The sequence below is a fragment of the Nocardia sp. NPDC057455 genome (assembly GCF_042802775.1).
Lineage (GTDB): Bacteria > Actinomycetota > Actinomycetes > Mycobacteriales > Mycobacteriaceae > Nocardia.
The window spans coordinates 1-25,018 of the sequence record NZ_JBHVDM010000035.1; the positions used below are offsets into that span (position 1 = coordinate 1).

At 67.8% G+C, this 25,018-nt stretch carries 21 protein-coding genes; 17 read left to right on the top strand and 4 right to left on the bottom strand.

Features of this window, described 5'->3' with window-relative positions; genetic code table 11:
- The first annotated feature begins 312 nt into the window (after window positions 1–312).
- On the top strand, window positions 313–1,422 hold the full coding sequence (locus ACFU5M_RS16445; protein ID WP_379049640.1) for a lipase family protein: 1,110 nt from the start codon (window positions 313–315) through the stop codon (window positions 1,420–1,422).
- A 10-nt stretch (window positions 1,423–1,432) separates the two neighbouring features.
- Here the strand turns inward: ACFU5M_RS16445 and ACFU5M_RS16450 are convergent, their stop codons facing one another.
- Complete coding sequence (locus ACFU5M_RS16450; protein ID WP_379049514.1) at window positions 1,433–1,675, bottom strand: hypothetical protein; 243 nt, start codon at window positions 1,673–1,675, stop codon at window positions 1,433–1,435.
- 344 nt (window positions 1,676–2,019) lie between these two features.
- Here ACFU5M_RS16450 and ACFU5M_RS16455 point away from each other — a divergent pair, with 344 nt between their 5' ends.
- From ACFU5M_RS16455 to ACFU5M_RS16485, 7 genes are all read left to right on the top strand, one after another.
- On the top strand, window positions 2,020–3,195 hold the full coding sequence (locus tag ACFU5M_RS16455) for a lipase family protein (RefSeq protein ID WP_379049517.1): 1,176 nt from the start codon (window positions 2,020–2,022) through the stop codon (window positions 3,193–3,195).
- Window positions 3,196–3,429: 234 nt separating this feature from the next.
- Complete coding sequence (locus ACFU5M_RS16460) at window positions 3,430–4,803, top strand: lipase family protein (protein WP_379049520.1); 1,374 nt, start codon at window positions 3,430–3,432, stop codon at window positions 4,801–4,803.
- Between the two features lie 178 nt (window positions 4,804–4,981).
- Window positions 4,982–6,046: a fused (3R)-hydroxyacyl-ACP dehydratase subunits HadA/HadB gene (locus ACFU5M_RS16465; RefSeq protein WP_379049523.1), complete on the top strand. Its 1,065-nt coding sequence runs from the start codon at window positions 4,982–4,984 to the stop codon at window positions 6,044–6,046.
- Between the two features lie 367 nt (window positions 6,047–6,413).
- On the top strand, window positions 6,414–7,403 hold the full coding sequence (locus tag ACFU5M_RS16470) for a helix-turn-helix domain-containing protein (protein WP_379049526.1): 990 nt from the start codon (window positions 6,414–6,416) through the stop codon (window positions 7,401–7,403).
- Between the two features lie 57 nt (window positions 7,404–7,460).
- Window positions 7,461–8,411 carry a helix-turn-helix domain-containing protein gene (locus ACFU5M_RS16475; RefSeq protein WP_379049528.1) on the top strand — a complete coding sequence of 317 codons (951 nt, stop codon included), beginning with the start codon at window positions 7,461–7,463 and terminating at the stop codon, window positions 8,409–8,411.
- 90 nt (window positions 8,412–8,501) lie between these two features.
- A complete protein-coding gene (locus ACFU5M_RS16480) occupies window positions 8,502–9,161 on the top strand; it encodes a TetR/AcrR family transcriptional regulator (RefSeq protein WP_379049530.1) in 660 nt (219 codons plus the stop codon).
- 68 nt (window positions 9,162–9,229) lie between these two features.
- Complete coding sequence (locus ACFU5M_RS16485; protein WP_379049532.1) at window positions 9,230–9,724, top strand: hypothetical protein; 495 nt, start codon at window positions 9,230–9,232, stop codon at window positions 9,722–9,724.
- A gap of 215 nt (window positions 9,725–9,939) precedes the next feature.
- On the opposite strand, the gene ACFU5M_RS16490 is transcribed toward ACFU5M_RS16485, so the two are convergent.
- Window positions 9,940–11,490, bottom strand: a complete 1,551-nt coding sequence (locus ACFU5M_RS16490; RefSeq protein ID WP_379049534.1) for an acyl-CoA carboxylase subunit beta — start codon at window positions 11,488–11,490, stop codon at window positions 9,940–9,942.
- 568 nt (window positions 11,491–12,058) lie between these two features.
- Here ACFU5M_RS16490 and ACFU5M_RS16495 point away from each other — a divergent pair.
- From ACFU5M_RS16495 to ACFU5M_RS16510, 4 genes are read left to right on the top strand one after another with little or no spacing between them, the layout of a single operon-like run.
- Entirely contained in the window at window positions 12,059–13,003 is a 945-nt protein-coding gene (locus tag ACFU5M_RS16495) for a transcriptional regulator (RefSeq protein WP_379049537.1), read from the top strand.
- A gap of 57 nt (window positions 13,004–13,060) precedes the next feature.
- Window positions 13,061–14,011: an acyl-ACP desaturase gene (locus tag ACFU5M_RS16500; RefSeq protein WP_379049539.1), complete on the top strand. Its 951-nt coding sequence runs from the start codon at window positions 13,061–13,063 to the stop codon at window positions 14,009–14,011.
- Entirely contained in the window at window positions 14,008–15,036 is a 1,029-nt protein-coding gene (locus tag ACFU5M_RS16505) for an alpha/beta hydrolase (RefSeq protein WP_379049542.1), read from the top strand. The genes ACFU5M_RS16500 and ACFU5M_RS16505 overlap by 4 nt, the downstream gene beginning before the upstream one ends.
- A 42-nt stretch (window positions 15,037–15,078) precedes the next feature.
- On the top strand, window positions 15,079–16,131 hold the full coding sequence (locus ACFU5M_RS16510; protein ID WP_379049544.1) for an LLM class flavin-dependent oxidoreductase: 1,053 nt from the start codon (window positions 15,079–15,081) through the stop codon (window positions 16,129–16,131).
- A gap of 12 nt (window positions 16,132–16,143) precedes the next feature.
- On the opposite strand, the gene ACFU5M_RS16515 is transcribed toward ACFU5M_RS16510, so the two are convergent.
- Both ACFU5M_RS16515 and ACFU5M_RS16520 read right to left on the bottom strand, forming a co-directional pair.
- Window positions 16,144–17,181, bottom strand: a complete 1,038-nt coding sequence (locus ACFU5M_RS16515) for a fused (3R)-hydroxyacyl-ACP dehydratase subunits HadA/HadB (RefSeq protein WP_379049547.1) — start codon at window positions 17,179–17,181, stop codon at window positions 16,144–16,146.
- A gap of 44 nt (window positions 17,182–17,225) precedes the next feature.
- Window positions 17,226–17,834, bottom strand: coding sequence for a YdcF family protein (locus tag ACFU5M_RS16520; protein ID WP_379049549.1), 609 nt, complete (start codon window positions 17,832–17,834; stop codon window positions 17,226–17,228).
- Window positions 17,835–18,192: 358 nt separating this feature from the next.
- Between ACFU5M_RS16520 and ACFU5M_RS16525 the strand changes: the two genes are divergently transcribed.
- From ACFU5M_RS16525 to ACFU5M_RS16545, 5 genes are all read left to right on the top strand, one after another.
- A complete protein-coding gene (locus tag ACFU5M_RS16525) occupies window positions 18,193–19,392 on the top strand; it encodes an esterase/lipase family protein (RefSeq protein ID WP_379049551.1) in 1,200 nt (399 codons plus the stop codon).
- A 551-nt stretch (window positions 19,393–19,943) separates the two neighbouring features.
- Window positions 19,944–20,915 (top strand): AraC family transcriptional regulator, encoded by a 972-nt coding sequence (locus tag ACFU5M_RS16530; protein ID WP_379049553.1) that lies wholly within the window; start codon window positions 19,944–19,946, stop codon window positions 20,913–20,915.
- Window positions 20,916–21,328: 413 nt separating this feature from the next.
- Window positions 21,329–22,570, top strand: coding sequence for an MFS transporter (locus tag ACFU5M_RS16535; RefSeq protein WP_379049555.1), 1,242 nt, complete (start codon window positions 21,329–21,331; stop codon window positions 22,568–22,570).
- Window positions 22,560–23,831 carry an ATP-grasp domain-containing protein gene (locus tag ACFU5M_RS16540; RefSeq protein ID WP_379049558.1) on the top strand — a complete coding sequence of 424 codons (1,272 nt, stop codon included), beginning with the start codon at window positions 22,560–22,562 and terminating at the stop codon, window positions 23,829–23,831. Before ACFU5M_RS16535 ends, ACFU5M_RS16540 begins: the two co-directional genes overlap by 11 nt.
- 647 nt (window positions 23,832–24,478) lie before the next feature.
- Window positions 24,479–24,793 (top strand): hypothetical protein, encoded by a 315-nt coding sequence (locus ACFU5M_RS16545; RefSeq protein ID WP_379049560.1) that lies wholly within the window; start codon window positions 24,479–24,481, stop codon window positions 24,791–24,793.
- Window positions 24,794–25,018 lie beyond the last annotated feature (225 nt).

Here is a 25,018-nt window from a genome sequence, read left to right on the forward strand (position 1 = left end):
CGCTGGAGGTGGTCGTGGTGGCGATATCCGCCGACGGCGCGGATGCATCGGCACCGCAGGCGACCACCGAGGGCAGCAGGCCCGCCGCGAGTAGCGCGGCCGCGCGACGCCGGGTGACGAGGCGATGCGGGTACCGCTGCGCCACGGTCGAACCTCCTGTGTAACCCTCGGCACCGCTTTCCGGCGTGATCACCCGAGCCTAGCGAGCCGGGGCGGCTCCGGCGAGGCTCCCCCGGGCAGCGCCACCGATTGTGGTGGCTTGCCGGTACGGCTCCGGCTGGGCATAGTCGGTCGGTGCGGTGTGGACGGATCATGGTGGGGGCGGCAGGTGTCGTGGTCTCGGTGACGGTCGTATTGGCCGGGCCCGCGGGCGCCCGGGTCGGCGAAGCGCCCGGCACCGTGACGGATCTGGTGGAGCTGGCGGGGCGGCTGCACGTGGCGGGAGCGACGACCGCCGAACGGCTGACGTATTGGTCGCGTGGCCCGCGTGGGCCGATGCAGAGCACCGGAGTGCTGTATCTGCCCGAAGGCTCCCCGTCGCAAGGCGGTTGGCCGATCATCGCCTACGCGCACGGCACATCGGGGATCGCCGACGATTGCGCGTTCACGCTGCAACTCCGGGACTACTACCTGACGTCGGTGTACCCGGATCTGCTGCGCGCGGGATACGCGGTCGTGATCTCCGACTATGTCGGACTCGGTACCCCCGGCGTGCATCCCTACCTGGACGGTCCGGCACAGGCCCGCAGCATCATCGACGGCGTGCGCGCCGCACGGGCGGTCGCGCCCTCGCTCGGCACCCGCTGGGCGGTTTTCGGCCAGTCGCAGGGCGGGCACGCGGCGCTGTTCACCGCTCACCTCGCACCCGGTGACGCGCCGGAACTCGATCTGCGCGGCGCCGCCTCGACCGGGACGCCGTCGAACCTGGACGCGCTGTTCCCGCTGGCCGGGCCCTGGCTGCCGCGACTGCCGCTGCAGAAGACGACAACCTACTTCGGCATGCTACTGGCCGGACTGCGCGCCAGTGCGCCGGAGCTGGACATCGACAGCTATCTGACGCCGGTGGGCCGCGACGTCCTGCGCATCGTGGAAGCGGATTGCGCGGCCGAGGCGGACGCGCGGTTGTCGGGTATCGGCATCGGCGCCATGCTGTCGCGGCCTTTGGACGATCCCGCGTTGCTCGCCGCCGTGCGCGCGATGTTGCGGGTGCCGACGAGCGGCTACTCCGTGCCGTTGTATCTCGGCCAAGGGCTGACCGATCTGGAGGTGCCCGCGCCGTTGACGGTCGAGCTGATCGCGGAACTGCGCGCCTCAGGCACCGATCTGCGGGTGAGCTGGTACCCCGGCGATCATCTCGGCGCGGCGCGGGAGGCGTTTCCCGACGCGCTCGCCTTCTTGCGCGGTGTGCTCGATCGGCCCTGAGCCCGCGTACTCAGCGCCACAGCGACCGGCACGGTAACCTACGCAGGCCGGGACTGACCTTGGCGTCGACGGTGACGGTGAGTCCGGCGTGTGCGGCGGCCGAGGTGAACTCCCACGCTTCGGTCCTGGTCGCGGCGTATTCGAGGACCAGGGCGTCCTCGGGGGTGGGGCCGTCGAAGTAGACGGTGATCCGCCGGGTCGGCGGATCCTGGGTGTCGTCGCGGTCGGCGAGTCTGCGCGCAGTGCCGTCCATGCCACCGTCTCCTTCCCACCGGCGCGGCGGCCGTGCCGGTAGGTCTGACGGTAAGGGGCAGCCACTGCTGAGAACATGTTCCAAGTTATCGGCTGGAAATGTCACAGAACGGACGTCGAGCGGTCGGGTACAGTCACCACCCGGGGCGCGCGTCCGCCACAGGCCGGGCACCCGAAACTTGTGATTTGTCAACATGATCGCGTCGGGTGGTGCCCAGCGTGGGTGATGTTGCCGAGGATGAGCACAGCGTTGGACGATTCAGGAGGCACACGTCGATGAGTCAGGGCCCACGTTCGTTGGGTAGGGGAGTGGGGCGACGACGTCTCGCGCGTGCGATCGGAGCGATGGCCGCGGGCCTGGCGCTGGTCGCGAGCATGGCCGGTGCGGCCACCAGCGCGCCGCTGTACCCCGAACCCGATCCGGATCCCTTCTACGCCACACCGGCGGATATCGCCGACCGCAAGCCCGGCGACGTGATCGCGACCAGGGTGATGCCGCCGCTGGCGATCTTCCCGGAGACCACGGTGACCGTGGTCCGGTTCCGGTCGACGAGTTCGGAGGGGAAACCCATCGCCGCGACCACCACGGTGCTGACGCCCAAGGCGCACCGCGCCGACGGGCCGCTGCTGTCGTTCCAGCACATCATCAACGGGCTCGGCTCGGAGTGCTCGGTCTCCCGGGTGCTCTACACCGGTGATCCGAACCTGGTCGTACGGGAAGCGCCGGGTTGGAACGTCCTGCTGGCGCGCGGCTGGAGCATCGCGCTGCCCGACCACCTCGGTCCGAATTTCGCCTACGGCGCCGCGAAGCTCGGCGGCCAGATCACCCTGGACGGGATTCGCGCCGCCAAGCAGGTCACCGAGCTAGGGGTGCAGCGCAGCCCGGTGGCGATGGTCGGGTACTCCGGCGGCGGGATGGCCACCGCGTGGGCGGCGGCCCTGCAGCCGAAGTACGCCCCGGAACTCGACATCGCCGGCGCGGCCATGGGCGGCGTGCCGATGAATCTCGTGAAGATGCTCGAGGGGCTGGGTCTGAACCCGCACCCGGTGTTCGGGCTCGCCTTCGCCGCAGGATTCGGGCTGGAGCGTGAGTATCCGACTCGCTTTCCGCTCAGCGAGCAGTTGAACGAGCGCGGGCTGGCCGCCCGCGCGCAGATCGCCAACAGCTGCACCAACGACATCCTCTCGACCGGGGCTGGCCGCGGTGCGCTGGACTTCGCCAAGACGACCTCGATGATCAACGACGACACCGCCCGCGCCGTGGTCGAGGAGAACAGCCTCGAGCTCTACGACGGCGTGCCGAAGACGCCGGTGTTCGAATGGCATTCGCCGATCGATGGCCTGATCCCGATCGACGCGGTGGTCAACACCGATAAGCGGTGGTGTGCGGCGGGCGCCAGAGTGCAGGCCGAGCAGATCCCGGTTCCGGACCATCTCACCGCGGCGGTGCTCGGCATTCCGGCGGCACTGAACTGGCTGGACGCCCGTTTCCGAGGGGAGCCCGCGCCGAGTAATTGCTGAGCGAACACACACGACCGGCCGAGCCGGGACCCGTTCTCCGGATACGGGTCTCGGCCCGGTTGTTGCGATATGGATACGCGACAACACAACTCGGATGCTTTACTGCGTCCAGGCATGGGCGCTGACGTAGCCTGACTTCCTGGCTCCCGGTCTGACAGGGGCCGATTCGGGGGTCGAAGGCCACTGCGCCCGGGTGCCAGACGACGTTGCCGTTCGCACCCGAAGGCGTGTGCCATGAGAATCTCGCGTGCCATTGCTGTGGCATTGCTCGCAGCCAGCTCGGTCCTGGCCGTCCCCGCTGCCGCAGAGCCTGCGCCCACGCCGCCGCCCGGCGGGCTCCTGCCCGGGCTGCAACAGCTCATCGATCAGGTCATCCCGCCGCCGCCGATCGTGCCGCTGCCGGAGCCGAGTTCACCCGCGCACGAGGCGACTACGCTGTCGCCGTCGCTGGCGGCGCTGCGCGCGGCCGCCTTGCCCTCCGCCGTCGGCGATCCGATGTTCGACCTGCGGCCGGCGAATCTCGGCGAACTGGCCGAGGGACAGGTCATCGAGATACGCGAGGTGAGCCCCACCGCCGCACCGTTGATGCTGATGCCCATCCAGCGGGCGCTCTTGCTGAAGTACCGCACCACGGACGCGCACGGCGCGCCGTCGTATGCCACGGCGACGCTGGTCGTTCCCGCCGCACCGTGGCCGGGACCGGGGCAGCGACCGGTGGTGGTGAACAACCTGCCCATCGACGCCCTCGGCCGTACCTGCACGCCGGGATACACCCTCGCGCACGGGCTCAACCCGGACACCAGTTTCACCGACTTCCTGCCACCCACCACGCATGTGGCGGCGCTGCGCGGTTACGCCGTGCTGATTCCGGACCACGAGGGCCCTTCGATGGCCTACGCCGAACCGATCGTGGCCGGGCACGCCGTGCTGGACTCGATCAGGGCGGTGCGCGGTCTGCTGCCGGAGGAGTTCGGCGCCGCGAAGTTCGGGCTCGCGGGGTATTCCGGCGGCGCGATCGCGACGCACGGGGCAGTGAAGCTGATCGACGGTTACGCACCGGAGTTGGCGGACGTGATCGTCGGCGCCGCGCTCGGCGGGGTCCCCGCCGACTTCGAGCTCCTGGCGCGCAGCATGAACGGCAACCTCGCCTCGGCGGTGTTCATGGGAGCGGTCTTCGGGATCGGCCGCGAGCGACCGGAGATTCTGGCCCGGATGAACAATCTCGCCCAGTGGGTGGCCACCTCACCGGTGAAGAACATGTGCGGTAGTAGCTACGGAGCGATCGGTGTGCTGATGCTGCCGATCGACATCGCCGCGAACTTTCCCGATCCGCTGCATTCGGCGCTGGCCGCGGACATCTATCGGGTGACGAAGATGGCCGGCATGAGGTCGGCGACTCCGCTGTACATCTACAACGGGGAGCAGGAGTTCTGGATCCCGGCCGAGGGCGCGCGCAATCTCTATCTGGAGCAGTGCGGCCTCGGGGTGCCCGCCGTGTACCGTAGCGTGCTCGGCGAGCACATCATCGCAGGTGCGCTCGGTTATCCGGAAGCCATGATCTGGCTCGACGACAGGCTACGGGGAGTCCGGGCGCCCGACGAGTGCTGACCGGGCGACGACGCCGGGAGGGCTCCGGTTAACACGGTGGGCCTGCGATGGCGATCATCACTGTGACCCCTTCGGTTCGTATGCCCAGGTCTGGCTAGAGTGCTGTGCGGCGTCGTCGCCGCTTCGGTACGGTGGGCCGGGCTGGGCGGGGTGACGCCCGAATTCCCGAGAGAGGCACATGAACGACATCACGACCACCGCGTCCGAACAAGCCGAGGCACTGGTGGGGCGGCACTACCGCCTGACCGATCCGTACGAGGTGGGACGCGAGAAGATCCGGGAGTTCGCGCGAGCGTTGCAGGACGGCCATCCGGCGCACCGGCACGAAGACGCCGCCGAGGGACTGGGCTTCGACGGGCTCGTCGCGCCGCTGACGTTCTCCTCGATCATCCTCATGTTGATGCAGCGCAAGATGTTCGAGTCCGTGCTCACCGGCTACGACCTCGGCCAAGTGCTGCAGACCGAACAGTCGATCCGGGTGCACCGGCCGATCGTCGCGGGCGACGAGGTGCGGTGCGACTCCTATATCGAGTCGTTCCGGCAGTTCGGTGACAAGGACTTCATGGTCACCAGGAACGTGCTGAGCAACCAGCACAAGGAAGTGTTGCAGACCGCGCACACCACAGCGGTGGCGCAGACCGGAGTCGAGCTCGCCGCCGATCTGCGCGCGGCGGTCGACGGCGTGATCATGACCGGGCAATCGGCTGCCGACCGCAGGGACGCGGCGGCCGCGCGCCGGACCGGCGACGACGGCGGACTCGTCGAGAGCTTCGATGAGCCGGCGCAATCGGATCCGCCCGCGGAGCCGCGCACGCCGCGTACCGGTCCCGCTTTCGAGGACTTGTCCGTCGGCATGGAACTCGCCCCACGCACCGTGCTGCTCTCTCGTGGTGATCTGGTGAACTACGCCGGCGTGTCGGGCGATTCGAATCCGATCCACTTCAGCGACGAGGTCGCGCGCAGCGCGGGATTGCCCGATGTGGTGTCGCACGGACTGCTGACGATGGGTCTCGGCGCCGGATATCTCACCTCGTGGCTCGGCGATCCCGCCGCCGTAACGCGGTACGGGGTGCGGTTCGCCGGGTTCGCCCCGGTTCCGGCGACCAAGGCCAGCGCGATCGAATTCCATGGGCGTGTCAAGCAATTGGATCCGGAGCGCCGTGCGGCCACGATCGCGTTGACGGCGACCTGCGGGGACCGCAAGCTGTTCGGTCGTGCGACGGCGGACGTGCTGTTGCGCTGACCGTTCGGCCTCGTCATCACCGCGAATGTGAGGGCCGAAGCCGTCGCGACGGCGTCCGAAACCACGTCGTGAAACCGGCTCGGTCGAACGGCGCGCCTCCGGGAATGCGTTCTCGTCCAGCATATTTCGGTGCCACTGCCCCGAATGCACGACACTGCAACCGGTTTCGCTCGTCGGTAGGTTGGCGCGGGGGTGTGCGAAGCCGGCCCGGATGACAGCGCGCGCGACGTCTGGTGTGCGACCGGGGCGAGCGGTTGTCCGCGCTGTCCCGCGAATGATCGTGCGGATGTGCTTACACCTGCGCATTCGTGTCGCTCCGATGGGCTCGGTGCTGGAGTGTGGGCAGTGCGCATGCGAGACTCGGTAGATGCGTGCTTCGGTAGTGCGGCCTCAAAACGAAACCATCGCTCGTGGAACGGCTCCCGCCGCCGAGGGCGGCCCGACCGTCTTGCGGATGATCCTCGGCGGCCGGATGCGGCGGCTACGTGAGGCATGCGGCATTTCGCTCGAGGAAGCGGGCGAGGCGATTCGCGGCTCGCACTCCAAGATCAGTCGATTGGAATTGGGGCGCACCGGTTTCCGGGAGCGGGATCTGGTGGATCTGCTCGCGCTGTACGGCATCACCGACGAGGAGGAGTGCGCGGAGTTCAAGCAGCTGGCCAAGCAGGCGAACACCTCGGGGTGGTGGCATCGTGACGCTGACTGGCTGCCGAAGTGGTTCGACACCTACCTCGGGCTGGAGCAGGCCGCCCAGCTGATTCGCTGCTACGAGCCGAGGGTAGTCCCCGAACTGCTGCAGACTCCCGACTACGCCCGCGCGCTGTTCGTGCTGGCGCATCCGCACGAGGACGAGGAGTCGATCGAGCGGCGCGTGGCCCTGCGGATGCGCCGCCAGGAGATCCTGACCAGACCCGACCCGCCCCAGCTGTGGCTGATCGTCGAGGAGGCGGCCCTGCGGCGCAGGATCGGCGGATCGCAGGTGTGGCTGGCCCAGCTCGAGCACCTGCTGAGGGCCGTGGACGCGCCCAACATCACGGTGCAGGTGCTCGCCGATCATGTCGGCGGCCCCGCGCTGACCGACGGCGCGTTCGCCATGCTGCGCTTCGCCGAGGCGGATCTGCCCGATATCGTGTACCTCCAGCAGCTCACCGGCGCGCTGTACCTGGACAAGGACGCGGATCTCGCGGCCTACCGCGCGGTGGCGAATCTGCTGTCGGTGCACGCCGCGCCGCCCGAGTACACCCGCGACCTCATCGCGGCGCTGCGCGAGCGCGAGCCGCGGATCGTGGACCTCCCGTCCGGCCGCGCCTGGCCGTCAGGGCACGGCGCCGAGTTCGGCGGGACCACGAATACCTAGCGTTACAGGGACTTTCGACCATAGATAACGACCCGGTGAACATGGCAGACTCGAGACATGCGCCCTTCGAAGGAACGACAGGCGACCGATTCTGCCGGGCCCGGCGGTCATCCGGTGTCCGGCGGCGGGCCGACGGTCCTACGCATGGTCCTCGGTGGCAGGCTGCGTCGCCTGCGCGAGTCCCGGAACATCACCCGCGAGGCGGCGGGTGAGGCCATACGCGGGTCGCATTCGAAGATCAGCAGGCTCGAGCTAGGGCGCACCGGCTGCCGGGAACGTGATCTGGTGGACCTGCTCGATTTCTACGGGGTGACCGATCCCGAGGAACGGGAGCGTTACCTGGAACTGGCCGGCCAGGCCAATGCGTCGGGTTGGTGGGCGCGGGACAACGACTGGCTGCCGAAATGGTTCGACACCTATCTCGGGCTGGAACAGGCGGCGCGCTTGATCCGCAGCTACGAACCGCGAGCGGTTCCCGAATTGCTGCAGACTCCGGAGTACGCCCGCTCGCTGCTCACCCTGTCGCATCCGGGGGAGTCGGAGGAGTCGATCGAACGTCGTGTCGCGTTGCGCATGCGCAGGCAGGACATCCTCGCCGGCCCGCACCCGCCCCAGCTGTGGATGATCATCGAGGAGGCGGCGCTGCGCCGCAGGATCGGCGGCTCGACCGTCTGGCGCGCCCAGCTCGACCGCGTGTTGCGCGCGGCGGCGCAGCCGAACGTCACCATTCAGATCCTGGCCGACCATGTGGGCGGCCAGGCCCTCACCGACGGCGCGTTCACCATCTTGCGTTTCGCCGAGGCGGATCTGCCCGACATCGTCTACCTCCAGCAGCTGACCAGCGCGCTGTATCTGGACAAGATCGCCGACCTGGACGTGTATTACGCGGCGCTGAACCAACTTTCGCTGCTGGCCCCTTCGCCGCAGCATTCCCGGCAACTGCTCCAGGTCCTGCGCGACGGCGTCCCGCCGACGGTCGACGAACCGGTGGACCACCCACGCGGGTGACCGGAACGCGCCCTGCGGCACACCGCCGCATTCATGCCGGGGAAGGGCGGAATATTGTCCCATTGGGACAATAGGGAGTAAGCTGTGTGCATGAGCGACGACGGTGTCGGTCTGGACGGCCGTCGGCTGCGTACTCGGCGCAGCCGCGAAGCGTTGTCGCGCGCGGCGTTCGACCTGCTCACCGAGCGGGGGCTGGAAGCGGTGGCGGTCGAGGACATCGCGGAGCGAGCCGGTGTCACCCGGCGCACGTTCAGCAGGCATTTCGCCTCCATCGAGGAGGCGGTTCTCGGCGATGTCGATCAAGACGTCCACCTGTTCAACGCCGCGCTGTGCCACCGGCCGCCGGGCGAGCCGCCCCTGATCGCCTACCGCAATGCCGTCCACGACTGGCTCGCCACCGAGTACGGCGGCGTCCGTGCGTCCCTGCTGGCTCGCCGCTGGGCCTTGTTCCAGCGCTTCGAGGACGAACCCGAACTGTTCGCCGGCTATCAGCGCATCCGTATCGATGGGCAGCGCGAATCGGTCCGGATCATCGCGGCGCGGCTGGGGGTGGATCCGCTGACGGATCCGCGTCCGGCGGTCGCCGTAGGCGCCGGCGCGGGCATGCTGCTCGCGGCGCTGCAGAGCTGGGCGGCAGGCCCGAATCCGATGGGTCTGCCCGGCCTCGTCGAAGAATTCTTCGACACCCTCGTCACCCTCACCGCCGAATTCCGTAACGAGGAGTCACCGTCATGCCTACCGGGTCGGTGAATATGTACCGCCGCACGTGCCGCCGCGTCGGCTTGGATCGAAATCCGCTGCGTCGCAGGGAAGATCGTGTGCAATCCGGGGTCGCGGTGCTGCTGGCCCTGGTGTTCCTGATCGTGGTGCCCGTGCTGGCGACGACCGTCGGTGGCCGGGTGTACCGGGTGGAAACGGCCGCGGTGCAGGCCGAGACGGCGCGGTTGCATCAGGTCGATGCCACCGTGATCGAAACCGGTAAGGCGCCGCTGTACGCACCGGTGGTGCCCGCGCGCGTGTCCTGGAAGGATCCCGACGGCGTGACCCACACCGGCGACTATCAGTCGACCACGGTGGTGGAGCCGGGTTCCACCGTGCCGATCTGGCTGAACGAGCGCGGTGCGATCGTCGAGCCGCCGTCGTCGTCCCAGCCCGCAGGCAAAGCGGTCATGCTCACCGCGGGAGCGGTGCTCGGCGTCTCGATCGTGCTCGCGGGAAGCTACCTGCTGCTGCGCCGCGGACTCGATCGGCGTCGGCTGCGCCGGTGGGAAACCGAATGGGTGGCGGCCGACCTCACCTGGGGGCACGGCTGAGCCTTGGTGCGGCGTGCCCGCCGGGCGAGGGTAGGGACAGGCGCAGCGGGCACGTCGCGTGCCGGGATGCAACGCGGCGAACGAAGCGGCCCGGCACTGCCCTGAGATTAAGGCACCGGCGTGCCCGGGCGGCCCCTTTCGGCGCGGATCGTCGGAGATCCCACCAGATGACCCGGTTACGTTGTGACACAACCTAACCGGAGCCGCGGGACGCCTCAGACCGGGAAGAGGCTGTGCTTGCGCGGGTTGGGCTCGGCGCTCGCCTCTTTCTCGCGCAGCAGGCGCAGCGCGCGGCGGATCTCCAACCTGGTCCGCGAGGGCTCGATCACGGCGTCGATGTAGCCGCGCTCGGCGGCGATCCACGGCGTGGCCACTGTGGTGTTGTACTGCTCGATCATGTAGTCGCGCAGCGCCGCGCGTTGCTCCGGGGGCACCTGGGCGAGCTGACGCTTGCCGACGATGCTCACCGCGCTCTCCGCGCCCATCACGGCGATGCGCGCCGTCGGCCAGGCCAGGCTGACATCGGCGCCGAGTTGCTTGCAGCCCATCACGGCGTAGCCGCCGCCGTAAGCCTTGCGGACCACGACGGTGACGATCGGGACGGTCGCCTCGATCACCGCGCGGAAGAATCGCCCGCCGCGCTTGATCACCCCGCTGCGCTCCTCCTCCACGCCGGGCAGCACGCCGGGGGTGTCCACGACGAAGATCAGCGGCAACCCGAAGACGTTGCACAACCGGATGAAATGGGTCGCCTTGTCCGAGCATTTGGCGTCGATCGCACCGCCGAGCACCAAGGGCTGGTTCGCGATCACCCCGACGCTGCGCCCGTCCACCCTGGCGAAGCCGGTGATCAGGTTCTGCGCGGTGGCCGCGCTGATCTCGTGGAAGTCGCCGTCGTCGAACAGGCGCAGCAGGATCTCGTGCATGTCGTAGCCCTGCCGATCGGAATCGGGAACGATGGAGTCCAGCTCCAGATCGTGCGGCGTGACCTGCGGCTCCAGCCCGGGATTGACGACCGGGCCCGGCTCCAGGCAACTCGACGGCAGATAGCTCAGGTAGGTCCTGGCCCAGTCGAAGGCGTCCTGCTCGGTGGCGGCGACGTGGTGGACGGTGCCGGTGGCCGCCTGCGCCTGCGCGCCGCCCAGCTCCTCCATGGTCACCTCTTCGCCGGTGACCTCCTTGATCACCTCGGGGCCGGTGACGAACATGTACGACTTCTCGGTCGCGATCAGGACGTCGGTGTTCACCGGTGCGTAGACCGAGCCCGCCGCACATTTGCCCAGCATGATCGATACCTGTGGCACGAAGCCCGACAGCCGTTCCTGGCGGCGGCTCATCAGCGCGTACCAGGCCAGCGAGGTGACCGCGTCTTGGATGCGGGCGCCGCCGGAGTCGTTGATCGCGACGACCGGGCAGGCGTTCGTGGTGGCGAAATCCAGTGCCGCGGCGACTTTGCGGCCGAACATCTCACCGACCGAGCCGCCGAAGACGGTCTGATCGTGCGCGATCACCACGACGGGTCTGCCCTCGATCCGGCCGCGGCCGGTGACCACGCCGTCGCCGTACATGGCTCCGGGGGTGCCCGGCTGGCGCACCAGCGCGCCGATCTCCACGAAACTTCCCGGGTCGAGGAGTGCGCGTACCCGCTCCCGCGCGCTGGGAATGCCCTTGCTCTTGCGCTTCGCGATGCCGTTCTCGCCTGCGGGCTCCTCGGCCAGCTCCAGGATCCCCCGCAGCTCGTCCAGCTTCTCTCGCGTACCGCTCATATGTGGTGTAGCCCTTCGAAACTCGTCGCGACACCGTACGGCAGCGCGGCGCTCGATGCTATCGGCGCCGCGATCCGCTGCACAGCGATTCGGAAGATCTGATGTGACAGCTCACAGGTTTGCCCCTGGGATCACTCGGTTCATAGCATGCGACGGCGGTGCCCGCTGCGACGACACGGACTGTGCGAGGTCCCAATCATGGCCGTGGGTGCCGATGAACCGTCCCCACAGCGCCGCGGGGGACTTCTCAGGGCGGTGCCCACGGATCTAGGGTGATCTCGACGCAGCGCCGGAAATGCGCGGACGGCGCTGCGTCACATACTTCGGGATCGGGCGAGTCCGCGAGGGCTCGGGGGCCGGAGCCGGAAATCATGGTGCCGCAGCAGGTCTGCCCGCGCCGGACGCCCTCGGCCGCAATCCGCTCGAAATGCTTGTGATCGTGCCCAATCGGCCGGGCGGCCGCTGATGACTTACCCGATTCGGCGGAACATATCTCGATTCCATCACGATCCGTCGCTAACCTTCGGAAGGCATGATGGGCAGGCAGCCGAGTACGAGTACCGAGACATTGACATCGAAACTCGTCGAACACCTCGCCGAGCGCGCCGGCCACGACGCGTCCGGCGATGTCGCGAGCACCGCGCGAAACTGTTTGGCGGCCGCCGTCGAACTGCTGGCGCCGCGTCCGGCACCCGCGGTGCCGCGACCCCCGGAGATCGCCGGTTTCGCCTCGCGCTGGGCGCGGGAGGGCATCGCTCTGGAAACGGTGCTCGGCGCGTATCACGACGAAATCCGCAACGGATTGGAATTCCTCGCCGACGCGGTCGCCGACGAGCGGACCGACGATTTTCTCGCGGGTGCGCGAATGGCGATCCACGTTCTGGAAATGGTGACCGTGGCGGCGTCGACCGCTTACGTGGACGAGCACCGCGCCGTCGCGCGGGAACATCAGACCGCCGCACAGACGCTGGTCTCCGCCTTGCTGAGCGGGCACGCGGTCGGCGAGCTCGCCAGGGCGACCGGCATCCCGATCGCGCGGTCGTACCAGGTCGTGGCGCTGGACATTCCGGCGCACCCGGACGAGCGAAGACCCGTCACGGGCACGGACGCGGCCCGGCGCAAACTCCGGCGCGTCCAGGCCGCGCTGGCCGATCCGCTCGGCTCGCGGGCGCTGTCGGTGCTGTCCGCCGCCGGCGGCACGGTGCTGGTGCCGGTCGACGACGTGCCCGCTCGTACCGGAACGTTCAGCGTGACCCCCGACGTGCTGGCCATCGTCGGTGAGGCCGCCGAGGTGCCGTTGACGGCCGCGGTGGCCACCGGGCGCACCGCGCGCATCCCCGAACTGGCCGGGCGCGCCCACGATCTGCTGGATCGGTTGCGGGCGGCGGGCGGGCCCCCGGGGCTGTATCGGGTTGTCGACGCGGGTGAGACCCCGGGTTGTGAATTGCCCCAGCCCGGTCATATGGCCATCGTCACCTCGCCCAACGATCACGTAATCGGCCGGACGGCCTGATATTTCGCCGGTATCGTCGAGAGTGCCCTGATATCGAGGGTGAGCAAAGGAGTGCGAGTGACCACCGCGTTGTCCGATCGCGATATTCTACGCGAACTCGAACCCACTGCCGAACGCCTGCTCAACGACCATCTGCGCAAGGCCAAGTCCTGGAATCCACACGATTACGTGCCGTGGGACGACGGGCGTAATTTCGCCGCTCTCGGCGGAATCGACTGGGAACCGGGGCAATCCGGACTTTCCGACGTCGCGCAGACGGCGATGATCACCAATCTGCTCACCGAGGACAACCTGCCGTCGTATCACCGGGAGATCTCGGACGCGTTTTCCCTGGACGGGGTGTGGGGCACCTGGGTGGGCCGGTGGACCGCCGAGGAGAACCGCCACGCCATCGTGCTGCGCGACTATCTGGTCGTGACCCGCGCGGTCGATCCGGTGCTGCTGGAGCAGGCCAGGATGGCGCATATGACCACCGGCTTCGCGAAACCCGAAACGGAGCAGGTCTTCCTGCGTTCGGTGGCCTACGTCACACTGCAAGAGCTGGCGACCAGGATCAGTCACCGGAATACCGGAGCGGCCTGCGAGGAACCGATCGCCGAGCGTATGCTGCAGCGTGTCGCCGCTGACGAGAACCTGCACATGATCTTCTACCGGAGCATCAGCGCCGCAGCCCTGGACCTCGTTCCGAACGAAGCGCTGCGCGCGATCACCACCGTGGTCACCCGCTTCCAGATGCCTGGAGTGTCCCAGCCGAACTTCCGGCGCAACGCGGTGCTGCTGGCCAAGCACGGCATTTACGATCTGCGCCAGCACCTGGATGTGGTCGTGCGCCCGGTGCTGCGCGCGTGGCACATCTTCGAGCGGACCGATCTGACCGGCGACGGCGAACGTGCGCGTGAGGAACTGCATGCCTACCTCGAGGACCTCGAGCTGAAGGCTCGACGGTTCGAGGAGCAGCGCGAGCGCGCGGCGGCCAGACAAGCGGAACGGGCTACCGCGGCAGGATGAGTTCGCGCGTACCGATCACCGCCGCGGCGATGGCCCTCATCGCCGCGGTCACCGCTGCGCCCGTGTTCGCCGATCCGATCCCGCTGACTCCGCCGCCTGCGGTCGACCCGGCCATGAACCGCACCGGGCTGCTGTCGATCGAAAAGGTCGCCGAGGGGCATGAACGGCTGTCGATCGCTTCCGCGGCGATGCGCAGGATCATCTCCGTCGACGTGCTGCGCGGCAGCGGCTCGGCGCCACGTCCGGTGCTGTATCTGCTCGACGGCGTGGACGGCGACGCCACGTCGGCGTGGCTGGGCAAGGGCGGAGCCGCCGAATTCTTCGCGGGCAAACCGGTCGACGTGGTGCTCACCGGCGGCGGCACCGGCAGCATGTACAGCGACTGGGTCCGCCACGACGCCACGCTGGGACTCAACCGCTGGGAGACGTTCCTCACCACTGAGCTTCCGCCCATCGTGGAATCGCTGCTGCGCACCGACGGACGCCGCGCCATCGCCGGGGTGTCGATGGGGGCGCAGGCGGCGATGATGCTCGCCCAGCGCCACCCCGGCTGGTATCGCGCCGTCGCGGGAATGAGCGGGTGCTATTCCACCGCTGACCCGCTCGGTCACGCGGTCACCACCATCACGGTCGCCTCGCGCGGTGGCAACGTCGACAATCTCTGGGGCCCGCCCTCCTCACCGGAATGGGCCGCGCACGACAGCCTGCTGCACGCGGAGAACCTGCGCGGCACCGCTGTCTATCTCTCGGCGGCCGCCGGGTTGCCGACCGGCGCCGACCTGGTGGCGATCGCGAACTCCCCGTCGGTCGCGGACGCGTTGCGCACGGCGGGCGGTGGCGCTGCGCTGGAGGCGGGTGCCCGTGCCTGCACGGAGCGGTTCGCCGCCCGCCTGTCCGAGCTGCGTATTCCCGCGACCGTGGAGTACACCGCGGCGGGCATGCACACCTGGCCGGATTTCCAGGCCCAGCTGCCGCGGGCCTGGCGGGTGCTGGCGGAGGCGCTCGGGGTGCCCGCCTCCCCGTGAACCCGCGCGGAATCAGCGCGGCGCGCCGGCGTTGACATCGGTATGACCTCGGCGCTGTCCTCTGTCCGGTTCTCCATCCTCGATCGTTCGCGCGTGCGGCGCGGTCAGAGCCACCCGGCCGCGCTGCGGGAGACCGTCGAGTTCGCCCGGCTCGCGCAGGAGTGGGGCTATCACCGCTTCTGGGTGTCCGAGCACCACAGCGTGCCCGGCGTGGCGGGTTCGGCGCCGACCGTGCTGGCGGCGGCCGCCGCGGCGGCGACTTCGCGGATCCGCATCGGCACCGGCGGCGTGATGTTGCCCAATCATCAGCCGCTGGTGGTCGCCGAACAGTTCGGCGTGCTGGAATCGCTGTATCCGGGACGCATCGACATGGGGTTGGGCCGCTCGGTGGGATTCACCGACGGCGTTCGGCGTGCGCTGGGGCACGACAGAAGCGACGCGGAGGACTTCGACGCCCGGCTCGCCGAACTCCTGGCGTACTTCACCGAGGGAAGGCAGGGTGTGCACGCCTGGCCCGCCGAGGGACTGCGGGTTCCGGCTTTCCTGCTGGCGACCGGCTCCGGCGCCGAACGCGCGGCCCGCTTCGGGCTGCCGTTGGTGATCGCCCCGGTCGGCGGCGAGGATCGCATGGTCGAGGCGATCGAGCGCTATCGCGCCGAATTCCGCCCCGCCCTGGCGGGCGCCGAACCCTACGTGATCGTCTCCGGCTCGATCGTCATCGCCGACACCACCGCGCAGGCCCACCGGCTGCTGCTGCCGGAGGCGTGGTCCGCTGCGTTCGCACGCACCCGGGGCGAGTTCCCGCCGCTGCTGCCGCCCGCCGAGATCGAGGCGCGGACGATGACCGATCGGGAGCGCCGGATCGTCGACGAGGGCCTGCGCGGCCACCTGTACGGCACCGAGGACGAAGTCGCCGACCACCTGGAGCGGCTGGTGAGCAGGACGGGCGCGGACGAGATCCTCGTGCACACCAGCACTTACGATCGTGCCGCGCGGCTGGATTCGCACCGCCGCCTGGCGCTGCTCACCGGTCTGTCGCGGAGCAGCGCAGACGTCTGCGATCGCGCAGATGCGCGATCCGGCCGGGCCGCCTGATCCCTATACCGCTTACGGGAAGAGCACTTCGGCGGCGGCGTAGCCGAACAGTCCGCGTCCCTCGGCGCGTGCGTCGACCGCGATGGTCGCCCGCCGTCTGCGCGGATCGATCGAGGTGACCCGGCCGAGGAATTGGATCGTGCCCGTCCCCAACGACGGTATGCGCAGGTGATGGGAGTTGTGCGCGAACTGCGCGCGGAAACGGGTGATCGCCGCGGGGTCACCGAGCCAGGAGGTCAGGAACGAGGTGGCCAGGCCGAGTTTCAACATCCCCGGCGCGACCACGGTCGGCAGGCCGCTGGCGACGGCGACCCGTTCGTCGAACAGCACCGGATTGGACTCGCCGGTCACACCCGCGTAGTTGACCAGATCCCCACGTGACAGGCGCATGGTGCGAACGGGCAGTTCGGTGCCCACCGTCAGGTCGGTCAAATCCACGCGTGGCCGCGGTATCCGGCCCGAGGGGCTCGGAGTGAGATAGTCCGCCGCGGCCGGGACGACGGCACTGCCCCGGGTCGATGCTTCGGGGTTGCGATGCCCCATGACGACTTTGCCCACGGCATCGGCCAACCCCCGATCGCGCTCGCCGGCCCGCGCGAGCAGTGCGCTGGAGCCGGTCTGCACTACGGTGCCGTGCTGGTCGATCAGCACGCTCTTGATCGCGAGGACGTCGTAGTCGCCGAAGTGCCGGAACGATTCGAAATAGATGTCGCAGGTCAGGCGGTCACCGGCCATCAACGGCCTGCCGAAGTCGAAGACCTGGTCCGCGTGCAGAATCCGGGTCGGGTCGTAGCCGGTGATCAGCGTGTCCAGAATTTCGCGATGCACCCTGGTGAGAATTATCGAACTGAATGTCGCGGGGGCGATGAGTCCGGGAAAGCCGAGTTCGGCCGCGGCGGCCTCACTCCGATGCGCTGGATGGGAATCCTGGACGGCGCGGGCGAATTCACGGATCTTTTCCCGTTCCACCTCGTAGCGAAGAGTGGAACGGTAACGATGGTCGACCAGTGACATCGCCTGTTCGGCCGGATTCACCGCGGTCTCGTGCATGGTTGCTCCTGTATTGCGAAACGGTGTATGACGGCAGGCTCTCGTCACGAGAGCGGACCGAACCGCCAGAGTCCGGATGGCACCTGCTCGGGGGTCACGGTGCCGACGACGTCCACCCCGGCGTCATGAAATGTGCCCACCGCACGGTCCATGTGGTCGGCCGAGGTGATCACCACCGCGTCGCGGGCTCCGATCGCGCGCATGATCGTGGCCGAGCGCACGGCGTTCTGCGCGGTCGTGTCGGCCTCCGGTTCGAGGTTGATCCGCGCGTTCGGGATGCCGCGGGCGATCAGCCAGTCGGCCATCGCCCGCGCCTCGGTGACGCCGTTGCAGGCGTTGCCGCCGGTCACGATGATCGGTGAGAAGGGCGCCAGCAGGGCCTGCACGTATCCGGCGTGCAGACGATCGATGAGCTCCAGTCGCATGCCGCCGTCGGGCAGCAGTCCGTAGCCGAGCACGATGATGGCGGTGACCGGTCCGCGCACCGTCGGCGTCGGCGCGGGGACGAGGGTGAACGGTGCGGTGATCGCCGGTTGCGCGTCGGCGGAGCCCGACCCGTCCGCTGCCGCGTGCGGGGGGTTGGTCGTCAGCGCGGCGGTGACCGCGAGCGCGCCCAGCACGGTGCGGGCGAGGGTAGCCATGGTGGCGGACACGGGATCTCCAAGCGGTTAGCCATCGGATGGCCACCGATGGCTGGGAACAGCGTCCATCCATGATGCGGCTATCGGCCGTTGCGGAACCGTAATTGCTTGGTGATCTGGATATTTCACCGTTCGGGTGCTGCTTCCTTGTGCCAGGCGACCTGTTCGACGAATTCCGGAATTGCGCTTCTGCGCGTGCTTTGTGCCGTCTCCCTAGTCGTGCTCGAACGGATTCGTGAGGTCTCCAGATCCCGCTGTTCCGCGTAGGCGGCCACGTTTTCCGGTTCTAGCGTTGGCGCAGCTTCGGTGCCGTCTACCAGCGAAAACGGCGCCGGTCGTCGAACACTGTGGTTCCGCAGAGAGGCAAATCATGAAACGAAGTACCTACGGGCGATCGTCCCTGGCGGCGGTGCTGCTGAGCGTGTCGGTGCTCGCCGTCGGTGCGACCGGCGCGAACGCGGCGCCGGAGGCTCAGCCCACCGAACAGCAGTTGGCCGACTACATCGCGGCCGGCCGCACCGCGGCGCCGGTGGCGGATTCGGGCAGTGCGGGCACCGGATCGGCGTGCACCTCGGGCAGCGGCGCGGGGTCGGGCAACGGTTCGGGCGACTGCTACGGCGGATCGGGCAGCAGCTCGGGATCTTCCGGCGGCTACGCCAGCGACACCGTGGGTTACGGACCGCCGATGACCTCGTGGCTGGCCGCGTTCGGCTACGGATTGACCCATCCGGACGTCGCGCCACCGGGCGCCAACGACTGGAGCTGCAAGCCCACCGCCGAACACCCCCGCCCTGTGGTGCTGGTGCACGGCACCTGGATGAACGCCTACAACGGCTTCGCCTTCATGGGCCAGCCCATCAAGGACGCGGGCTTCTGCACCTTCACCTTCAACTACGGCCGGTCCAACCTGCTCGAGGGCGGTGGTCTCGGATCCGTGCTGCCCGGGGTGATGGGCACCGGATACATCCAGGACTCGGCCAAGCAACTGGCCACGTTCGTCGACCGGGTGCTGGCCGCGACCGGGGCGTCGGAGGTGGACCTCGTCGCGCATTCGCAGGGCGGGTCGATGTCGAACTGGTACACCAAGTTCGAAGGCGGCGCGGCCAAGGTGAAGAATCTGATCACCTACGGCGCCACGCATCACGGCACCAGCCTGGACGGCATCGGTGCGCTGGGCCGGGCGATCAACAACTTCGGCATCGACATCCTCGGCTTCATCGAGATCTTCGTGGGCCACGCGGGTATCCAGCAGACGATCGGCTCGGACTTCGTCAACAAGCTGAACGAGAACGGTGACACTGTCTCCGGGGTCGACTACACCGTCGTCGGCACGCGCTACGACGAAATCACCAATCCCTACGACCTGACCTTCCTGAAGGCGGCGCCCGGCGTCACGGTCCAGAACATCACGCTGCAGGACGGATGCGAACAGGACGTATCCGATCACCTCACGGTGATGTACTCACCGCGAGCGCTGTCCATCGCGTTGCGCGCGCTGGACCCGGCCGGCCACCCGAATCTGGAGTGCACCTTCAACCCGTGGTTGCTCGGCGGCGGAGGCTCGCTGTGACCACCGGATGACCTGTTCCCGTCGCGCGGCGTGGCTTGTGCCCCGACTCCGCCCGCGCGAGGGGAACACCGGCCGCCACGCGTTTCTGCTCACCGGACGGGATCCCTCAACCCGCCTCTGTCCGGCGCGCACGTCCCCGGCGCGCGGCGGTATGCCCACCGAGCGGCCCTCGCACCCGCTGCTCGGTGGGCATCGGGGCGTCGCGTGCACTATCACCGAGAGCCCGTCCACCGAGGTCTACGACGACCCCACCACCGAACTCTGTGGCAAAGAATCGTCGACGGTGGCGGCGGGCATCGAAATGCCGGGTTGCACGCAGTGGAATGAAGGGTTTCCAGACGATTACGCCGACCGGTGCGCACCGCCACGTGCCGGTCAGGTCCGGGGTTGGATCCCCCCGAGTCCCGGTTCCGTCCGACAGCAGCGAGCGAACCTCGGGTCCGGCAGGGGTAGCACAGCAACGAATTTCACACCGGCCGCCGGACCGGTACGGCGATACGCTATGCCGGAGATCATTCGGCATGCGATCGGTTCGAGCAGGAGTTACGGCGGTGGACAAGCCTCACCTGACGGTGGAGACCTCGACTACCCACAGTGTCGAGCCGGGCGAACGCGCGGACTACTGGGCGGAACTCATCACCTCCTACCACCGGCGTATGGCATACGAATTCCCTGACGGAAGCGACTTCACCGGGCGTACGAAGCGGTGTCGCACCAGCAAGTTCCAGCTGGTGGGCTGGAAGTCCGACGGCGTGACCTACGTCCGGACGCCCAACCACGTACGCAGCGACAGCGACGACGATCTCCGGCTCCTGCTCACCTTCGCCGGTCGTACGGAGCTCTGGGACGACGGCGGCCGAGCGCATCTGCCGCATCGCACCGGTTGTCTGCTCACCCTCGATCGGCCGTTCGGCTTCCAGCAAGGGCAGGGCACGAGCGGTGTGCTGATGACCATCCCGCGAGACGAGATCGAGCATCGCCTCGGCATGGACGATTCCCTGCTCGCGCGACCGATGGACCTGAGCTCGGGGCTGGGGCGGGTGGCGACCGATATGCTCACCGGACTGCTCGAAGAGAGCGATGCGCTCGACGGATATCAGTTCGACGCAGCGTCCTCTCATATCGTGGATCTGCTCTGCCTCCATGTCCGTGCTCGGCGGACGACGAGCATCGACCACCTCGACAAACTGGACGCGGCGATACGGCACTACGTCCGATCGCACGCCACAGATCCAGACCTGTCCAGCGCTACGATCGCGCACTCGCTCGGCTGGTCGAGCAGACAGATCCAGCTCGCCCTGCAGCGTTCCGGAACCACACCGCGAGAATTGATCCGAGAAGAACGCCTGCAACTGGCACACCGGCGGCTGAGCGACCCCTCATCTCGTGACCAGAGCATCGCCTCGATAGCAGGCGGGCTGGGTTTCGGTTCGGCCAGCGCGTTCAGCACCATATTCCGGCGGCGCTTCGGAGCCAGCCCCCGCGATGTTCGCCACTCGGCACTGCCTGACCGTGACCGCTGACGGCAGGTGAGATCGGCATCGAGCGGCGCATTATAACGCCGGTCACTGCGGGTCGATCCGCGCGAGATACTCACGGCGGCAACGGGTCGGATCGACTCCCCGGCTGCTCGATCGGCACGACCCCGTCGGCTCTACGAGGTCGAGCCGGTACGCGCGGCGGGCACCGTACTCGTCGCGCCGTCCCGGAGCCTGCGCAGCGTATCGACGAGACTCTGCGCGCCGGAGCAACCTCTGTTCGCGCCGGAGCAACTGACGCCGGACAGCGACGACTACCGTCCGCATTGCCCACCGAGAGGGCGGCGTACCCCACGTGGATCGCAAGGAGGATCAGGTGCGCACAGCTATGGCCACGACCTTCGAGAAGGTCCGATGAATCGCGTTCGCGCAGTGCACGTTCCCGTCGACTCGAAGCGGTGCATGCGTTGACCATCGCAGTACTCGACAGACGAAAGCCGGCATCGTTCCCCGCAGAAGTATGGATCGTCTCGGTTACCACCTTTCTCAGTCGTTCGGTGGGATTTCTTGCGCTGTACTCCACGGTGTTCTACAAATCGGTCGGGCTGAGTGCCGCCGCTCTGTCGCTCGCCTTATTCGCGGCCGGGTTCGCCGGCGTGCTCGGGTCACTGGCCGGCGGGTGGTTGGCCACCCGGTTCGGGTCGACCGACGTACTGATCGCCGGATCCGTACTCAATGTTCCGCTCTTGTTTCTGCTCGGACTGGTCTCGACGGAGCCCGTCTGGGCGATCGTGTCGGCATCGCTGAGCGTTGCGGTGACACAGTCGTTCGCCGGGCCCGCGGCGGCCTTGGTGACCGGCTCCGGCTATCAGGGCAACACCGTGACCGTGGTCGCCTTCCACCGGATATTTCTCAGCAGTGGCGTCACGGTTGCTCCGATCCTTGTCGCGGTAGTCGGCGAAGACAACTTCTCCACGCTGTTCTTCCTGTCGTCGCTCGGTTCACTGCTGACTGCGGTGTTGCTGCTGAGTGAACGCGCCAGGCTGCGGGCGGCGGACAAGCGCGCGCAGTCGCGGGATCGTGCGACGGAATGCGATGCGGACTCCGCGGCGGATACCGCACACGACGCCTTCCGGGCGGCGCGACTGTGGGCGGTTGTCGGAGTGTTCGGAACGGCCATGGCGGTCTACGTCCAGAGCATGAGTGGAACACCACTATCGCTCGACCGGATATCCGGTGGGGGGCAACTGTACGGCGTTCTCATCGCCGTGAATTCGATCTTCATCATCGCTTTCGAGTTGCCGCTCAGCTTCATGACGTCCAAGCTCCGGTGGAACTACGCGCTCGGGCTCGGAATATTCGTCACGGGGCTCGGACTCGCGATCTGTGGGCTCGGAACGAGCTGGACGGTATGCATTTTCGGGTTCGTACTGTTCTCCCTCGGAGAGGCGATCTTCATTCCGCAGGCGAGCGCGGCGATAGCAAAGCTCGCCTCTCCCTCGGAAAACCCGAGGTATCAGGGGTATCTGTCGGCAGCGCAGTCGATCGGGTTCGCGGTCGGGCCCGGGATCGGCGCCTTCGGCGTCCTGCACGATCTCTCGCTGTACTGGGCGCTGGTCGTCCAGATCTCATTTGTCACGGGGGCGGTAGCGGTAGTAGCGGGGGTAAACAAGAACAGGAGTCCGGACCGTGTCGGATAAGTCGGTCTTGATCGTCGATCCAGTGAGCTCGGGAACGCTGTACCCGCCCCTGCTCGAAGAATATGGAATCGACACGATTCTGCTGGATACCGACCAGGCGCTGGTGTCGGGGTTTCGCACCGTGCCGACGCCGGGAGCTTTGAATTTCGAAGCGGACTTCGGATCGAATTACCAGCTGCTCGTCCAGATGTGTCTGGAGCGTTCGGTGAAATACGTGATCGCCGGGTCGGAGCCGGGCGTCGAGCTGTGCGATCGTCTGCGCGCGGATCTTCCGGATTGCCCCGGCAACGATACGACTGTGCCGATGCGGCGCTGGGACAAGCAGCGCATGTTCGAAGCGATGGAGGCGGCCGGCGTTCCTTGTCTGACGACACGATCTGTCGAAGCGCACCGGAACACTATCCCCCCCGAGGCGATCACGGAATTGCGCGGCGGCCGGAAGCTGGTGGTGAAACCGGCCCGGGGGGCTGCCTCCGTGGATGTTCGATTGGTGGAGACTCCGGACCAATTGGCTGCCGCCGTGTCCGCGATCATTGACAAGGCCGGACTTTTCGGGGCCGGCTCGGCCGCTCTGATCCAGGAAATGTATCCCGCGCCCAGAGTCGAATACGCCGTGGATACCTTCTCCACTCCGGACGGCCACGAACTTCTCTGTGTCAGTGTGTACGACAAGTGGGTCTCGGCTTCCGGCGACTTCGTCTACGAGCGAGGCAGGTGGCTCGCGGGCGATGACCCGGTGGTGGGTGAGCTGACGGAATACGCGTGGCGCGTGCTCGACGCCCTGGGCGTGCGTATCGGCCCCGCGCACATGGAGATCATGTCCGGTGCGCTCGGCCCTCGCCTGATCGATTTCGGCGCACGAGCGCATGGGATCGGCCACCCACGGCAGACCTATCTGCTCACCGGGAACTCCCAGATCCATCGCGAATGCGAGTACATCGCGGAACTGTTCGGGATCCGCCCCTCCGAACCGGAGCGAAATGCCGGCTACGCCCTGTCCCAGCGCGGCGCGCTCGTGCTCTTCAGTATCGATCACCAGGCCCGGTACCTGGGTGGGGCAGAAGAACTCCAAGGACTTCCCGGCGTGCTGGAGGTTCGCATCGCGGCCGAGCCGGGCAAGACATACCCGGCTACCAGGTCCATGATGGATTCGGTGGCCCTGGGACTCGCCTTCGTCGTCGGTGACGACATGGACGAACTGGATTTCAGGTGCGCCGAGGTCCGCAAGCGAGCCCGAGACTTCTTCACGGCGGCCCGATAAGGGCCAGGTACGCATCACCGGGACTCGGAATGGTGGTACCGGATACCGCTGGCAATTCGGGCCGGGTCGTGTAGGACGGTTCCATCATCGCGCCGTCTCATCGGATCGCTGTGGAGATGATGTCGTCGGCGAGGGGTGCGACCGCGGTGATGATCACGCCAGCGTGTCGTCGGCGGTGACCAGGTGGACTATGCGGCGCAACACAGCATCAACGGGCATTCCTGGTACCCAGCTACTACGCCACCTCCTGCCACCGGCCATCACTGCCCCATCGTCCACCGATACATCGAGCAGCTACGACGATCACCCGCCGGCCAGGGAGGTCGCAGCCCGAGTTCGGGGCGGCCATACCTAGTACGGGCGCGCCGGCTACCGATGTGTCTTTTCTACCTATCCCGCAATCCTCGGTTTGTCGGTGGTCAGCGGCTACGCCCAGCGGGATCGAGGGGTTCTCGCCGGGTGTGGTCGCGAACCGCACCGCGGAACGCGCGGTGATAACGGCGTAAAACCCGGTCGGCGGTCCACCGCCGGGTTCGGACGTTCGAAGGCCGGCCTCCGCGCTCGAGGGAGATCGGTAGAAAGGGTTGCCGTCGGCCGATTCGGACACTTGTCTGAACCGGCCGACACGAACAGAAATGGTGTCTGCGATGACCGACGTACTGCCCCTTGCCTACGGGTATATGCGCGACGATCTGCTCGGCGAACGCGACGCGGCAGAAGACACATTACGATCTGCCGCGACCGCGCTCGGCTACGAGCTGGGAACGGTGTTCCATGAGCCAGGGTGCGGGAGCGAGGGGCTTCCACCCGCGTTCGTCGATCTACTCACGGAATGTCGGCGGGCTGCCGCGGAGGCGGTGATCACACCGCACGGCCATCTGTCGGAGACAGTATCCCGAACCGTCCTGCAGACGGCCCTGGTAGCGCGTTGCGAGTTGGTCGTGCACGAGGTCGGCTCCTGATGCCGAACAGACCCGACACTATCCTCCGCACCTCTTCAGCCGGCTCGAACTGCCTGTCGCCCGCGGCGGCCGCAGCACCGAAGCCCACCCCCGCGGCACCTCCGAAAGCCACGCAGCGCTCGTACCCCGAATCCACACCGTTGGATTCCGGTCCGGACTCGAGCAGGCAACTGACCCCGGCCGATTGGAGAGCAGTGGCCGGTTGGCTCGATCCCGGCCGCACTC